Consider the following 15,059-nt stretch of genomic DNA (forward strand, 5'->3'; position numbering starts at 1 on the left):
CATGTCCTTAAAGTCAATATTCATCGCGCCTTCCGCCAACTTCTGGCCCGCTACAGCGAGCGCCATGCTGGCGAGCTGCCGTGCCGGCGATGAAGGCATGCGCGATTTTTCGCACTGGCGCGTGATCCTGCCGACCTTTGCCCATGCCCAGCTGCTGAAAGCCGCGCTGAGCGCGCAGCTGGGCGGAACTTTCCTGCCGCCGCAATTCTTCACGCTGTCGGGCCTGCTGATGACCATGCCGCCCTTGCCGAATGTATTGCCGGCGAGTGAGCGCCTGATGCGGCTGTATGCGGAATTGCGCCAACATGGCTGGCTGAAGAAATTGTTCACCGCGCGCCGCAATACCGATCTGCTGCCGCTGGCGCAGACCTTGTTAGCGCTATCAGATGAATTGACGCAAGCTATGCTGCCGTCCTTGCATGATGGCGGCGACGCCGAAGACAGCGCCGCCGAACAGCGCTGGCAGCAGGCGTTGGAGCAGTTGTCGCCGGATGCGCGCAAGCTGCTGTCGGATGAAACCCAGCTGGTGTGGTCGATCTGGAAAAGTCAGCTGGACGCCGACGACGCCATCGCCGCGCGCTTCAGTCAAATGCTGCAACTGGCGGAGAGTTCTGCGCAACCGCTGATCTGGATCAGCTCGGTCGCACCGGAACCGTTGGAACAAACTTTTCTCGATACCTACGCGTGCCGGCAGCAGGTGCTGACCATTACCCTCGACTGGCGCGTGCACGCCTTGTTGCCGGTGTATGCGCTGGCGTGGCCGGAGATGGTGGAAGCCGCGGACGCTGTCGAGCAGATGGCGCCTGCGGCCGATCAAGCACTCTCCACCGAACTGGCATTGTGCGCAGCGCAGAGCGTTGAGGATGAGGCGGTGCAAGGCGCGCAAATGGTGATCGACTGGCTGCAGGCCGGCAAGACCAGCCTCGCGATCGTAGCCCAGGACCGAGTCGTGGCGCGGCGCATCCGCGCCTTGCTGGAGCGGGCGCAGATCCATGTGGCGGACGAAACCGGCTGGAAACTCTCGACCACCCGCGCCGCCTCCGCCATTTCGGCATGGTTCGATGTCATCACCGCGCGCGGAGAAACCACGGCCTTGCTCGATTTGCTGAAGTCACCGTTCGTCTTGAAGGCGGCGCCCAGCGATCTGCTGCATAGTGGTCAGGATGGACAGGACGAACAGGACAGCATCGCCAACAAATCGGCGCTGGTGATGAAGATCGAATTGCTGCTGCGGCGCGCCAACGTGCTCGGCGAATGGCGCGCGGTGACCAGCGCGCTCAGCGCCGCGCCCGCGGAGCAGAAGACCGTGGCCCTGCTGGCGCAGCAGGCCGGACTGTTCAGCGGCCGCAAGAACCTGCGCGACTGGATCGCCACTACCGCCGCCGCGCTGGATGCGCTGGGCATGAGCGCGGCGCTGAGCGCCGATTCGGCCGGCCAGCAGATCTTGCAGCTGCTGCAGAATATCGCCCCGCCGGGGAATGATTTTTCTGCCCTGTTTTCGTTTCCCGAATGGCGTGCGCTGGTCAACCTGCAGCTGGACGATACCAGTTTCATCAGCGCCATCAACGATCGCCGGGTCGTCATGCTGCCGCTGAACGGCGCACGCCTGCGCAGTTTCGACGCCGTGCTGATGGTGGGTGCGGATGCCGACCACCTGCCGTCGCAGCCGCAGGAAACGCTGTTCTTCGCCAACACCGTGCGGCGAGAACTGGGCCTGGCCACGCGCGAGAGCCGCCAGCGCCAGCAGCTGCGTGACGTCGCCGAATTGCTCGCCTTGAATCCTCTGGTGGTGCTGTCCTGGCAGGCGCACAAGGACGGCGAGCCGAATCCGGTCAGCCCATGGATCCAGCGCCTGCAATTGACTTTGGCGCGCACTGGCGCGCCGGCCTTACCGGAACTGCGGGCCAAGATCGCCGTGCAGGCCCTGCAGCCGACGCCGTCGCGCATGCCGGCGCCGGCTGCTGCGCAGCTGACGCCGGCACGCTTGACTGCCAGCGCTTACAACAGCTTCATCGCCTGTCCATATCAATTCTTTGTCCGCCGTATGCTGGGCCTGGCCTCGCTCGATGAATTGTCTGACCTGCCGGAAAAGCGCGATTACGGCGGCTGGCTGCATGAAATCCTGGAGACCTATCACGAGTCTCTGCGGGACCAGCCGTTGCCGCCACAGGAGCGCGAAGCCTTGCTGGCAGCGATATCAAAAAAATTGTTCGATGCCGTCATCGGCAAGAATGCGGCTGCGCTCGGCTATTACGCACGCTGGCAAAAAGTGATCGCGCCGTATGTGGCATGGGCCAACCAGCATGAAGCCGAAGGATGGCGCTTTGTGTTTGGCGAGCAGGCGTATGAAAAGCTGCTGCCGCTGGCGGACCGCGACCTGACGCTGCACGGGCGGATTGACCGTATCGATGAAAACGACGCCGGCGAACGCGCCGTGCTCGACTACAAGACCAACAACCTGCTGGCGCTGAACAAGAAGTTGAAAGACCACGAAGACCATCAGCTGGCGTTCTACGGCTTGCTGTCCGACCGGCCAGTGGCCTCGGCCCATTACGTCGCGCTGGAAACCACCAAGGATAAGGTCGGCGATGTCAGTGCGCCCGACTATGACCAGGCGCAAGGCGCGCTGGCGGCGCAGATCAAGATCAACGTGGAGGCGATTGCCGGTGGCGTCGGTCTGCCTGCCAACGGCGTCGCTGCGGTCTGCCAGTACTGCGATGTACGCGGCCTGTGCCGCAAGGGAGCCTGGTGATGGACGAAGCAATGGTTCTGCCGAGCGCCTACCGGTTGAACGGCAATGTGGTCGACGCACAGGATTTCACTAATGCCGCCTGCGATCCGCGCCAGTCGGTGGTGGTGGAAGCTTGCGCCGGCAGCGGCAAGACCTGGCTGTTGGTGGCGCGCATGCTGCGCTTGCTGCTGGCTGGTGCAGCGCCGTCGGAACTGCTGGCGATTACCTTTACCCGCAAGGCAGCGCAGGAAATGCGCGAGCGCCTGCTGGAACTGCTGCACGACCTGGCGTTGCAGCCCGAGACCAAAGTGCGCACGCTGCTGCTGGAACGCGGTATAGCGCCGCAGGAACTGGCGCAGGTGCTGCCGGCGGCGCGCAATTTGTACGAGCGTGTGCTTGCCAGTCCGCAGAGTCTGTCGATCGACACCTTTCACAGCTGGTTCGCGCGGCTGCTGCAGATCGCCCCGCTGGCCTCGGGTGTGCCGCACGGCTACTCGCTGACTGAAAAGACGGGCGAGCTTCTGGCGGATGCTTATCTGCGTTTCATGCAATCCCTCAACGATGAGGAAAACGCGGCGGTCAAACAGGATTTGCTGGCGATGTATCAACTGACCGGCGATTTCAGTACCAGGAAGCTGCTCAACGCTTTCGTCGACAAGCGGGCAGAGTGGTGGGCGGTGATCCGCCAGGGCGCCCATGTCCCGCTGGAATGGCTGCGCGAACTGTGCGGTGAAGATGCTGAGATCGACGCCCGATTGTCGCTGTGGGATGACGATAAGCTGTCGGCGCAGGTGAAGCAGATTGCCTGGCTGCTGGGCCAGGGCTCGGCCACCAACCAGAAGCGCGCCACCGCAATCGAGATGGCGCTGACCGCCGGCGCTGCGGTGGAAAATTTCGACGCCCTGTGCAATCAGTTTTTCGACGATAACGGCAAGCCGCGCAGCAATGGCAAGACCAAGGATTTTCTCAAGGCGTTGGAAAACAGTCTGGGCGGCGATGCACTCGACGCTTTCGAGGAGCAGTTCGGCGCCACCGGCACGGCGCTGAAACTGCTGCGCAAGCGCAGTCACGAGCGCACTGTGCTGAGCATGAACCAGCATCTGTTCAGTGTCGGCAATGCCTATCTGGATTGCTATCAGGGGCTCAAGGCGGAACAGCGCGTATTCGATTTCGCCGACCTGGAATGGCAAGCCTACCGCCTGCTGACCAATCCAGAGAGTGCTGCTTATCTGCAGAGCCGGCTCGACACGCGTTACAAGCACATCCTGCTGGATGAATTCCAGGACACCAACCCGCTGCAATGGAGCATCGTGCGCGCCTGGCTCAGCGCTTATGGCGAAGACGCCGGCCAGCCCAGCGTCTTTGTGGTGGGTGATCCGAAACAATCGATTTATCGCTTCCGCCGCGCCGAGCCGCGTGTGTTTGAAGCCGCTCGCAGTTTATTGCAAGAGCAGGGCGCCGCGGTATTGCAGGCTAACCAGACGCGCCGCAACGCCAGCAATATCGTCGAAGTGCTGAACGCCAGTTTCTACGCCAATCCCTTGTTCTCACCGCAGACCACGCTGGGGGAAATCGGCGGTGCGGTGTGGCGCCTACCTCTGATCCGACAGGCGAGCGACGACGCGGCTGACGATGCAGCGGCGCCGGGCTTGCGCAATCCGCTGACCACCGCGCGTGAAGAATCGGAAGATGCGCGCCGCCGCGACGAAGGCGCACAGCTGGCGCAAGCGTTGTGGCAGGCCCGCCAGACTCTCAGCGTGCGGCAGGAAAACGGCAGCCGCAGCTTGCGCTGGTCGGATGTGATGCTGCTGGTGAAGAAGCGCAGCCATCTCGGCGCCTATGAAAGCGCCTTGCGCGACGCCGGTATTCCCTTCATGTCCGACAAGCGTGGCGGCTTGCTGGAGTCGCTGGAAATTTCCGACCTGATCGCTTTGCTGACTTTCCTGATCACGCCGGACGATGCGCGTGCCCTCGGCCATGTACTGAAATCGCCGATCTTCGGCGCCAGCGACGATCACCTGATCGCTCTGGCGCAACGCGGCGAACGCGGCTGGTGGGCGCGCTTGCGCGCAGCGGCCGCGGCTGAACCAGCGGCGCCGGCGCTGCAGCGCGCTGTCGCCTTGCTGGAGCAATGGCTGCTGGCGGCGCCGCGTTTGCCGGTGCACGACTTGCTGGACCAGATTCTGCATCAGGGCCAGTTGCTGGCCCGTTATGCCCAGGTGGCAGCGCCGTTGGCGCGCAGCCAAGCCATCGGTAATATCGAAAGCTTTGTCGAGCTGGCGCTGAACATGGATGCCGGCCGCTACCCGAGCCTGCCGAAATTCATCGATGCCTTGCGCGGCTTGCAAAATGCCGGCGGCGGCGATGCCCCCGATGAAGCCAGTATCGATGCCGCCACCGACGCCGTGCGCATCCTCACCGTGCATAGCGCCAAGGGCCTGGAAGCACCGGTAGTGGCGCTGCTTGACGCCAATCACAGCAAGCCTGCGCGCGACGACTACGGCATCCTGTGCGACTGGCCGCAGGACGCCGAAGCGCCCCAGCATTTTTCCGCCTTTGGCAGCAGTGCAGAACGCGGGGCCGCGCGCGACCCGTTGTTTGCGGCCGAGGAAGGCTTCAAGACGCAGGAAGACTGGAATTTGCTATACGTCGCCACTACCCGCGCCAAGCAATTGCTGATCATCAGCGGCGTCGCCGGCAGGAGCGGCGGCGTCACGGAAGACAGCTGGTACGCAAGGCTCGAACAAGTGCCGGAAACTACAATTGATGCAATCGCCGCAGATGCCATGGCAGCCGGCGAGGCTCGGCGCTTCCAGCAAGAGATTTTCGACCCGCCGCAGTTGCCGCCGCCGCAGATCCTTGCTGCGGCGACTTTCGATAACCAGGCGATCGCCGAAGGAATCGCCTTGCACGGCTTGCTGGAAAGAGTTACCCAGCACGGGCAATGGCCGGTTGTGTTGCCGACGGCCGAGACGATTGCGCGCTGGTTGCCTTGTCCGCTGGCGCTGGCAAAGCAGGTGCGGCAGCAGGCGCTGACCATCCTTGGGCAAAGCGAGCTGGAACATTTCTTTAATCCGGCCCTGCATCTGCATGCGCGCAATGAAATGGAAATCATCGCCGACAACGCGGTATTGCGTTTTGATCGCGTGGTGGTGTTTGAGAACGAAGTCTGGATCCTCGACTACAAGCGCAATCTGCTCGACAGCGAAGTGGCTGCATATACTGCCCAGCTGCGCAGCTATCGGCAGGCGGCGCAGCCGGTGTTTGCCGATAAGCGCCTGCGTACCGCGCTGCTGACGGTAGACGGGCGCTTGTCCGAAATCGACTAGCAACAAAAAAGCCCTTGCTTCATGATAGAAGACAAGGGCTTTTCAACGCCAGGCGGAGATCGATCAGCGGTGATGCGGCGCCGCGTATTTCTTTTCCAGCCGGCCCACCAGCGTTGCCAGGATCATCGTCATGGCGAAATAGACCACCGAAATGGTGATGTACGGTTCCCAGTAGCGCGAGTAGGCGCCGGCCACGGTCCTGGCCGCGTATGCCAGTTCGGCCAGGCCGATGGCGGATACCAGCGACGAATCCTTGAGCAGGGTGATGGCTTCATTGCCGAGCGGCGGCAGCATGCGGCGGAAGGCTTGCGGCAGCACCACGTAGCGCATGGTCGCCTTGTAGCCCATGCCGAGGCTGGAAGCGGCATAGCTCTGGCCGCGGTCGATAGACTGGATGCCGGCGCGGAAAATTTCGGAGATATAGGCGCCGGCATTGAGTGACAAGGCCACCACGCCGGAAATGAAGGCGCCGTAGTCTTGCTTGATGGTGCGCGCCAGATCACCGGAAATCAGCAAGCCGTTGTCCTGGTGGATCAGCACCGGCATGACGGCGAAGTGGATCAGCAGGATCTGCACGAACAGCGGCGTGCCGCGGAAGAAGGCGACGTAGAAGCTGGCCAGGCCCTTGACGACGCGGAAGGGCCATTTCCATGGTCCATGCTTGACTTCAGCCAGGCGTAGCATGCCTAGAAATAATCCGAGGATGGTGCCGATGATGATACTGATCACGGCGACCTGCAGCGTCATGAAGAAGCCTTTGACGAATAGCGGCGCGTAGCCTTGTATGATGCTCCAGCGGAAATCCATAAATTATTGAGAAGAAATGATGCGAGGATGAAGGCGGACACGCAAGCCGGGATCGGCAATCGGCAGGCTGCGCATAAGGATATTAAAAAATTAGCGGAAAATTATACCGTAGTTGCCGCAGACCGCCAAAAAACGGCAGTCTGCGCGCCGCCATCATTCACTTGGCGTTGCCAAAATACTTCTGGTTGATCTTGTCGAAACTGCCATCCGCCTTGACCTCGGCCAGCCCCTTGTTGATTTTCTCCAGCAGCTCGGTGTTGCCTTTCCGTACCGCAATGCCATAGTACTCCTTGGGGAAGCCGCCATCGGTCACCACGCGGAAGCTGGCGGAGGGGTTGTTGGTAATGTAATTGCGCACCACCGGATCGTCCGCCACCACGGCATCGACGCCGCCGCTTTCCAATTCCTTCAGGGCCAGCGTGGTCGAATCGAAGCGCTTGATGCTGGGGTTGTTCTTGCCGACCAGGTTCTGCACCACTTCGTCGCCGGTAGTGGCGCTTTGCACGCCGATCTTCAGGTTCTTCAGGTCGCTGAACTGCTTGACCGCGCTATTGCCTTGGGGGACGGCGATCAGCTGGCTGGCTTCGAAATACGGTGTCGAAAAATCCACCGTCTGCTTGCGCTCGTCGGTGATGGTGATGGCGGAAATCAGCAAGTCGCGGTCGCCTTGCGCCAGGAAGTTGAAGATCCCTTCAAACGGCGTCGGGATGAATTTCACCTCGATGCCGATCTTTGCCGCGATCGCCTTCATCAGGTCGATATCGAAACCGACCACTTCCTTTTTTTCGTTTTCGGCGGAAAACGGCGCATAAGCCGATTCCACTCCGACCACGTACAGGGTCTGCTTGGCAGCCGCGGCCGGCGCCTCTTCCTTCTTACTGCAGGCGCCGACGGCCAGCAGGCCGAAGCTCAGGGCGTACAGCGGCAGATAGCGGCTTAACATTTTTTTCATGGTGTACTCGCAAAAATTAATCGGCTGGTGAGCGGATTCAATGTCGGCAATGAAACTGGCTTTACAGCTTCTCGTCGGCGAAATATTTCTTGTAGATCCGGTCTTGCGTGCCGTCTGCCTTGATCAGCTCCAGGCCGTGGTTGAGCTTGGCCAGCAGTTCGCTGTTGCCCTTCTTGACCGCGATGCCGTAGTACTCCTTGGGGAAAGCCGGATCGTTGACGATGCGGAAGTTCTTGCCCGGATTGTTCTTGACGAAATTGGTGACCACGCCATTGTCGCCGACCACGGCGTCGACGCCGCCGCCTTCCAGTTCCTGGAACGCCAGCGGCATCGATTCGAAGCGCTTGACGCTGGGGCTGTTCTTGCCGACCAGGTTCTGCGCAGCTTCATCCGCGGTGGTGCCGCTCTGGACGCCGATTTTCTGGGCTTTCAGGTCTTCGAACTTGGTCACCTTGGAATCAGCCGGCAGCACGATCAATTGCTTGGCGACGAAGTAGGGCTCGGAGAAATCCATGCTTTGCTTGCGCTGGTCGTTGATTGTGATGGTGGAGATCAGGATGTCGCGGTCGCCCTGGGCCAGCGCGTTGAACAGGCCGTCGAAAGGGGTATTGACGATCTTGACCTTGAGGCCGGCCTTGTCGGCCACCGCTTTCATGATCTCGACATCGAAGCCGACCAGTTCCTTCTGTTCGTTCTCGGAAGCGAAGGGGGCATAAGCGCCGTCGGCGCCGACCACGTATTCCTTGGGCGCCGCAGCAGTGGCCGCAGTGTCTTCTTTTTTACCGCATGCCGCCAGAATCATCAGTGAGCAGAGCAGCGCCAGCGCGGGAAGATATCGTTGTTTCATGTTGGCTCCCGGCTTATTTGGCAGTGTCGGCGAAATACTTGGCGTAAATCTTGTCGTAGGTACCGTCGGCCTTGATCGCCGCCAGTCCCTGGTTGACCTTGGCTAGCAGATCGGCATTGCCTTTCTTGACGGCGATGCCGTAATACTCTTTAGGAAATTCCGGATCGGCGATGAAGCGGAAGCCTTCGGAAGGATTGTTCTTGATGTAGTTCTTGATTACGCCATTGTCGGAGACGACTGCCTCGACACCGCCGCCTTCCAGTTCCTTCATCACCAGCGTCGCCGATTCCAGGCGCTTGATGTTCGGATTGCTCTTGCCTAGTTCCTTCTGCACGATTTCATCGCCGGTGGTGGCGCTTTGTACTCCGACCTTCATGTTCTTCAGGTCGGCGAATTTGGCGACCTTGGAATCCTTCGGCACCACGATCAGCTGGTTCGCTTCGAAGTAGGGTTCGGAAAAGTCGACGGTCTGCTTGCGTTCGTCGGTAATGGTAATGGCCGACGCCAGCAGGTCGCGGTCGCCCTGCGCCAGGAAGTTGAAGATGCCTTCAAACGGCGTGTTGACGAACTTAATCTTGAAACCGGCCTTGTCGGCGATGGCGTTCATGACGTCGACATCGAAGCCGACGATTTCCTTTTGTTCATTCTGATATTCAAACGGTGCAAAAGTCGCTTCGGCGCCGACCAGGTAGACCTTGGGTTCGGCCGCCGCCGTGGTTTTCGGTTCCTGCTTGCCGCAGGCCGCCAGCAGCAGCGCAGCGGACAGTACGCACAGACTCAGATTGAAAATTCGTTTCATTGAATATCTCCTGTAAATATCGGTAAGGTGTTCGGTTCTTCGATTCATGTCGGCAAGCACATGGTTTCTTCGGCGCATGGGACCGCGCTGTCGGATAAAAAATTGCGCAAATGATAACTTCATCGGAAATAATGCGCTATTTTAGATTCATCTTTGCATTCCACAATGATTTATATAGATCATTGCGCATAAAGACGGGCAATAGTTAGTGCTATGTGGAAATAATTTCTGTGCTCTGCATCCGCGCCGGACAGCGCCGCTGCTGTGGCCGCTAGTGCAAGCTCTTGAATGCCTTGGCCAGCGGCAGGATCTCGCCGGTGGCCTTGCCGTCATAGCCGTGCAGCTGGTTGACGATGTCGCGGAACGAGGCTGACTGCAGGATGCCGATGACTTGCTGCATCAAGGGATCCTTCATGACGCTGATCGGCACGGCAAAGAAGTAGCGTTCGCGGATCAGGGGAATGAAGTCTAGCCCAAAGCGTTCAGCGGCGGTCTGCACGCCGAAACCGACATCGGCCATGCCGCTGGCGATGAAGGCGGCAATCGCCGAGTGCGTGAATTCGGCAGTCTCGAAACCGTCGATGGCGGTCGGCGACAAGCCTTGCCGCGACAGCATCAGCTCCAGCAGCATGCGGGTGCCGGAGCCCGGCTGGCGATTGACGAACAGCACGCCGTCGCGGCTGAGGTCAGCCAGGCTGACTATATGTTTCGGATTGCCGGGCGCCACCATCAAGCCCTGGTTGCGCACCGCCAGATGGATCAGGCAGTGCTTGTTCTTGTCCAGCCAATGGCTGTAGCCGGCCACCGCCGCTTCTTCAAACTCTCCCAGCGGCACATGGAAGCCCGCCAGGTCGCATTCCTCGCGCGCCAGCGCCGCCACGGCGTCCGCGCTGTTGCGATAGCGCAGTTCCACCGGCACCTGCTGTTCGTTCAACTGGCTGAGCAATGCCGCCACCGCAAAGCCATGGCTGGCGTTGAGCCGGATTACTTGCGGCTGGACGCTGACTGCCTTGCTCAGTTCTCCCTCCAGCTCCGAAGCCAGGCTTTCCAAGGTCGGCGAGAGCCGGGCGGCGATGCGGCGATCGGCCCAGATCAGTTTTTCCGCCAGCGGCAGCAATTCACTGCCGCGCCCGCGTCCGGTCTGTATCAATGGATGGCCGAACATCTTTTCCGCTTCGCGCAGCAAGCCCCAGGCATGTCGGTAAGAGCTGCCGATCTGCTTGGCGGCGTTGGCGATCGAGCCGGTTTCCTGGATTGCCGTCAGCAATGTCAATAGCACGGCAGTATCCAGCGGCTGCTCGGCGTCGCGTGAAATTTCCCAATGCGGTTTGATTTTGACTTTAAACATTATGCAAAATATAGCCTATTGAGTATGCGCGCTGCTAGTGATATTTTTCGTTCATGTAAAGGAAATGAAAATATTTCACACATAAAACTATATGTAAGCAATTACCTATGGTACATATAATACTTTTTCATTTCCGGGGGAATTAGATGGGGTTTTTAGACAAACAACGGACCATTGCAGGTCCGGGATTCAACCGTTGGCTGGTGCCGCCGGCGGCGTTGGCGATACATCTGTGCATCGGCATGGCTTATGGTTTCTCGGTGTTCTGGCTGCCCTTGTCAAAGGCAATCGGGATCAAGGAATCGGTAGTTTGCGCCAAGGACATGAGTTTCTTGGCTGAAATATTCGCAAGCAATTGCGACTGGAAGATTTCGATGCTGGGCTGGATTTTCACCATGTTCTTCGTCTTGCTGGGAACATCGGCGGCAATCTGGGGTGGCTGGCTGGAACACGTCGGTCCGCGCAAGGCCGGTTTCGTGGCTGCGCTGTGCTGGTGCGGCGGCTTGCTGATCTCGGCGTTGGGCGTGTATGAACATCAGATCTGGCTGATCTGGCTCGGTTCCGGCCTGATCGGCGGCGTCGGCCTCGGACTGGGTTATATCTCGCCGGTGTCGACCCTGATCAAATGGTTTCCGGACCGCCGCGGCATGGCGACCGGCATGGCGATCATGGGTTTTGGCGGCGGCGCGCTGATCGGCAGCCCGCTGGCGGACAAGTTGATGAAGTATTTCGCCACCGATACCTCGGTCGGCGTGTGGCAGACGTTTGTGGTGATGGCCTTGATTTATCTGGTGTTCATGATGGCTGGCGCCTTCGGCTACCGGATTCCGCCTAGCGGCTGGAAGCCGGCCGGCTGGACTCCGCCGGTGGCCAACGGCAATACCATGATCACCCAGAACCACGTGCACGCCAGCAAAGTCTGGGGCATTCCGCAGTTCTGGCTGGTATGGCTGGTGCTGTGCCTGAACGTGTCGGCAGGTATCGGCGTGATCGGCATGGCATCGCCGATGCTGCAAGAGATGTTCGGCGGTCACTTGCTGGGCGTGACGGCAAAGTTTTCTGAGTTGTCAGGTGATCAGGTGAAGGCGATTGCGGCGATTGCTGCCGGCTTTACCGGCTTGATCAGCCTGTTCAATATCGGCGGCCGCTTTTTCTGGGCTACCTGCTCGGATTACATCGGACGCAAGATGACGTATGTGGTGTTCTTTGTACTTGGTTTCGTGTTGTACGTGAGCCTGCCGTGGTCGGGTGCAAGCGGCAACGTGGCGTTGTTCGTGGGGGCGGTGTGCTTGATCTTGTCGATGTACGGCGGCGGTTTCGCTACCGTGCCGGCTTATCTGGCGGACTTGTTCGGTACGCAGATGGTGGGCGCGATCCATGGCCGTCTGTTGACTGCCTGGGCGACCGCCGGGATTCTCGGGCCTGTGGTGGTCAACTACATGCGTGAGTATCAGCTTGGTCTCGGCATGCCGCGCGAATCGGTTTACAACACCACCATGTACATCCTGGCAGGCATGCTGGTACTGGGTTTGCTGTGCAACCTGATGATCCGCCCGATCGCCGCCAAGCATTTCATGACGCCGGAAGAACTGGCGCGCGAAAAGCAGCTGGCGCATGAGCAGGCTTCGGCCAAGGGCGAGGCAGTGCTGCCGCCGGAAGTCATGGCGAGCATCGGCAGCGGCGGCAATCCTGCGCTGCTGTGGCTGTCGTGGGCAGCGGTAGTGATTCCGCTGATCTGGGGGATTTCGATCACCTTGCAAAAATCGGCGGTGCTGTTCAAGTAAGTATTTAGGGCAAGTGGATAGGCAACTAAATAGACAAACGCAGCACATGTAGTACATGTAGTAAAGAGACAGGGCGTGCAAGCCAACGCAGCGTGGCGCACTGCTCTGTCCCGGTAACAAGGCAGTTTGATAAAACTATAAAAACAGTAATGGCAACACAGATTTCAAGACACACCGCGGCACGCTGACCAGGATGCATCGCTGTATATAAAAACAGCATTCGATCGGAGCGCCTTTTGTAGTGCTGAATCCCGGTAGGAGACTGTTGTGAAGATGCAAATCGAAGCTAGTGTTCCGCAAGCTGTGCCGTCGGACCCGTCTGTCGACCTGAATCAGGTCAGATCCATCATTCAAGAATTCAAGACGCTGCCTGGCGCCATGCTGCCAGTGCTGCATGCCATCCAGGATGCGCTCGGCTATGTGCCGCCATCCGTGGTGCCGTTGATCGCCGATGAGCTGAATCTCTCGCGTGCCGAAGTGCACGGCGTGATCAGCTTCTATCATCATTTCCGCCAGCAGCCGGCCGGCCGCCACATTGTGCAGATCTGCCGCGCCGAAGCGTGCCAGGCGGTCGGCGCCGATGCGCTGGTGGCGCATGCCAAGGCTGCCCTCGGCTGCGATTTCCACGGCACCAGCAGCGATGGCCAGTTTACGCTGGAACCGGTGTATTGCCTGGGTCAGTGCGCCTGTGGTCCGAACATGCAGATCGATGACGATTTGCACGCTCGCGTCAGCAGCGACAAATTCAATCGCGTGTTGCGCGCCAAGCGAGGTGTGCAATGAGCGCTTCCAACACTTCAATCACTGTCTATGTTCCGCGCGATTCGACCGCGCTCGCGCTCTGCGCCGAACAGGTCGCCGCGGCCATTGCGCAGCAGGCGGCACAGCGCGGCATCAGCATCAACCTGGTGCGCAACGGTTCGCGTGGCATGTTCTGGCTGGAGCCGCTGGTTGAAGTGGCGACCGCGGCCGGACGCATCGGTTACGGTCCGGTTGAAAGCGAAGATGTAGCGGCGCTGTTCGATGCGGATTTTCTCAACGGCGGCCAGCATCGCCTGGCATTGGGGCTGGTCGAAGAAATACCTTATCTGAAAAAACAGGAACGCCTGACCTTTGCCCGCGTCGGCATCACTGACCCGCTGTCGCTGCCGGACTACCTGGCCCATGAAGGTTATGCCGGCTTGCGCCGCGCACTGACCATGCCAAGCGCGGCGCTGGTGCAGGAAGTGCTGGATTCCGGCCTGCGCGGCCGTGGCGGCGCAGCTTTCCCGACTGGGATCAAGTGGAAGACGGTAGCCGCCACCGTCGCCGCGCAAAAATACATCGTCTGCAATGCCGACGAAGGCGATTCCGGCACCTTCTCCGACCGCATGGTGATGGAAGACGATCCCTTCATGCTGATCGAGGGCATGACGATTGCCGCGCTGGCAGTGGGCGCCACACGCGGTTATATCTACGTCCGCTCGGAATATCCGCATGCCATCGCGGCATTGAATCAGGCCATCGCCACGGCGAACAGCGCCAACTACCTCGGCGACAACATTCTCGGCTCAGCCAGCAGCTTCCACCTGGAAGTGCGCAAGGGCGCCGGCGCCTATATCTGCGGCGAAGAAACCGCCCTGCTGGAAAGCCTGGAAGGCAAGCGCGGCGTGGTGCGCGCCAAGCCGCCGCTGCCCGCCATCGAGGGTCTGTTCGGCAAGCCGACCGTGATCAACAATGTGATCTCGCTGGCCTCGGTGCCTATCATCCTGGCGCGCGGCGCGGCCTTCTACAAGAACTACGGCATGGGCCGTTCGCTGGGCACGCTGCCGATGCAGCTGGCCGGCAATATCCGCCGCGGCGGGCTGGTGGAAAAGGCTTTCGGCGTGACTCTGCGCGAACTGCTGCAAGACTTTGGCGGCGGCACTGCCAGCGGCAAGCCGATCCGCGCAGTGCAGGTCGGCGGTCCGCTGGGACCTTATCTGCCGCCGTCGCTGTTCGACACCAAGCTCGATTACGAAGCCATGGCGGCAGTCGGCGGCATGCTGGGCCATGGCGGCATCGTGGTGTTTGACGACAGCGTCGACATGGCGAAGCAGGCCAGATACGCGATGGAATTCTGCGCGGTCGAATCCTGCGGAAAATGTACGCCTTGCCGCATCGGTTCGACCCGCGGGGTGGAGGTGATCGACAAGATCGTCGCCGGGCAACCACAACAGATCAAGCTGCTGCGCGACCTGTGCGACACCATGGTCAACGGCTCGCTGTGCGCCATGGGCAGCATGACGCCGCTGCCGGTGCTGTCGGCGCTCGATCATTTCCCGGAAGATTTCGGCAAGGGCGAACTCGGCCAGGCCGCTTGAGGGATTCGTAGGGTGGGCAAGTTTTTTTGCCCACGCGTGACGCTCGGTAGGAACATGACGGTAGATGTGCATAAGTCACGCGTGGGCACGGGTGCCCACCCTACACGGCGATGGATAAAC

The 15,059-nt window shown here is 60.2% G+C and carries 10 protein-coding genes; 5 read left to right on the top strand and 5 right to left on the bottom strand.

Features of this window, described 5'->3' with window-relative positions; translation table 11 throughout:
* The first annotated feature begins 1 nt into the window (after position 1).
* On the top strand, positions 2–2,752 hold the full coding sequence (locus tag CPter91_RS04810) for a PD-(D/E)XK nuclease family protein (RefSeq protein WP_061937636.1): 2,751 nt from the start codon (positions 2–4) through the stop codon (positions 2,750–2,752).
* The gene (locus CPter91_RS04815; protein ID WP_205631654.1) at positions 2,752–6,060 is read left to right on the top strand and encodes a UvrD-helicase domain-containing protein; all 3,309 of its coding nucleotides are present in this window, start codon (positions 2,752–2,754) and stop codon (positions 6,058–6,060) included. The genes CPter91_RS04810 and CPter91_RS04815 overlap by 1 nt, the downstream gene beginning before the upstream one ends.
* 63 nt (positions 6,061–6,123) lie before the next feature.
* Here the strand turns inward: CPter91_RS04815 and CPter91_RS04820 are convergent, their stop codons facing one another.
* From CPter91_RS04820 to CPter91_RS04840, 5 genes are all read right to left on the bottom strand, one after another.
* A complete protein-coding gene (locus CPter91_RS04820) occupies positions 6,124–6,867 on the bottom strand; it encodes an amino acid ABC transporter permease (protein WP_061937642.1) in 744 nt (247 codons plus the stop codon).
* A gap of 157 nt (positions 6,868–7,024) precedes the next feature.
* On the bottom strand, positions 7,025–7,819 hold the full coding sequence (locus CPter91_RS04825) for a basic amino acid ABC transporter substrate-binding protein (RefSeq protein ID WP_061937645.1): 795 nt from the start codon (positions 7,817–7,819) through the stop codon (positions 7,025–7,027).
* A gap of 61 nt (positions 7,820–7,880) precedes the next feature.
* Positions 7,881–8,666, bottom strand: a complete 786-nt coding sequence (locus CPter91_RS04830; protein WP_061937648.1) for a basic amino acid ABC transporter substrate-binding protein — start codon at positions 8,664–8,666, stop codon at positions 7,881–7,883.
* 13 nt (positions 8,667–8,679) lie between these two features.
* The gene (locus CPter91_RS04835; protein WP_061937651.1) at positions 8,680–9,465 is read right to left on the bottom strand and encodes a basic amino acid ABC transporter substrate-binding protein; all 786 of its coding nucleotides are present in this window, start codon (positions 9,463–9,465) and stop codon (positions 8,680–8,682) included.
* Positions 9,466–9,736: 271 nt separating this feature from the next.
* Positions 9,737–10,813: a substrate-binding domain-containing protein gene (locus CPter91_RS04840; protein WP_061937654.1), complete on the bottom strand. Its 1,077-nt coding sequence runs from the start codon at positions 10,811–10,813 to the stop codon at positions 9,737–9,739.
* Between the two features lie 146 nt (positions 10,814–10,959).
* Here CPter91_RS04840 and CPter91_RS04845 point away from each other — a divergent pair, with 146 nt between their 5' ends.
* The 3 genes from CPter91_RS04845 (at position 10,960) to CPter91_RS04855 (ending at position 14,939) form a co-directional block, all read left to right on the top strand.
* Positions 10,960–12,597, top strand: a complete 1,638-nt coding sequence (locus tag CPter91_RS04845) for an OFA family MFS transporter (RefSeq protein ID WP_061937657.1) — start codon at positions 10,960–10,962, stop codon at positions 12,595–12,597.
* 273 nt (positions 12,598–12,870) lie between these two features.
* Positions 12,871–13,380 (top strand): formate dehydrogenase subunit gamma, encoded by a 510-nt coding sequence (locus CPter91_RS04850; RefSeq protein WP_061945842.1) that lies wholly within the window; start codon positions 12,871–12,873, stop codon positions 13,378–13,380.
* A complete protein-coding gene (locus CPter91_RS04855; protein ID WP_061937660.1) occupies positions 13,377–14,939 on the top strand; it encodes a formate dehydrogenase beta subunit in 1,563 nt (520 codons plus the stop codon). Before CPter91_RS04850 ends, CPter91_RS04855 begins: the two co-directional genes overlap by 4 nt.
* The last annotated feature ends 120 nt before the right edge of the window (positions 14,940–15,059 follow it).

It is taken from the genome of Collimonas pratensis (assembly GCF_001584185.1).
Classification (GTDB): Bacteria; Pseudomonadota; Gammaproteobacteria; order Burkholderiales; family Burkholderiaceae_D; genus Collimonas; species Collimonas pratensis.

What these genes read in the sequence shown, in the direction of transcription:
- CPter91_RS04810 (WP_061937636.1), top strand. Translation starts at nt 2, where the DNA reads ATGTCCTTAAAGTCAATATTCATCGCGCCTTCCGCCAACTTCTGGCCC.
- CPter91_RS04815 (WP_205631654.1), top strand. Translation starts at nt 2,752, where the DNA reads ATGGACGAAGCAATGGTTCTGCCGAGCGCCTACCGGTTGAACGGCAAT.
- CPter91_RS04820 (WP_061937642.1), bottom strand. Translation starts at nt 6,867, where the DNA reads ATGGATTTCCGCTGGAGCATCATACAAGGCTACGCGCCGCTATTCGTC.
- CPter91_RS04825 (WP_061937645.1), bottom strand. Translation starts at nt 7,819, where the DNA reads ATGAAAAAAATGTTAAGCCGCTATCTGCCGCTGTACGCCCTGAGCTTC.
- CPter91_RS04830 (WP_061937648.1), bottom strand. Translation starts at nt 8,666, where the DNA reads ATGAAACAACGATATCTTCCCGCGCTGGCGCTGCTCTGCTCACTGATG.
- CPter91_RS04835 (WP_061937651.1), bottom strand. Translation starts at nt 9,465, where the DNA reads ATGAAACGAATTTTCAATCTGAGTCTGTGCGTACTGTCCGCTGCGCTG.
- CPter91_RS04840 (WP_061937654.1), bottom strand. Translation starts at nt 10,813, where the DNA reads ATGTTTAAAGTCAAAATCAAACCGCATTGGGAAATTTCACGCGACGCC.
- CPter91_RS04845 (WP_061937657.1), top strand. Translation starts at nt 10,960, where the DNA reads ATGGGGTTTTTAGACAAACAACGGACCATTGCAGGTCCGGGATTCAAC.
- CPter91_RS04850 (WP_061945842.1), top strand. Translation starts at nt 12,871, where the DNA reads ATGCAAATCGAAGCTAGTGTTCCGCAAGCTGTGCCGTCGGACCCGTCT.
- CPter91_RS04855 (WP_061937660.1), top strand. Translation starts at nt 13,377, where the DNA reads ATGAGCGCTTCCAACACTTCAATCACTGTCTATGTTCCGCGCGATTCG.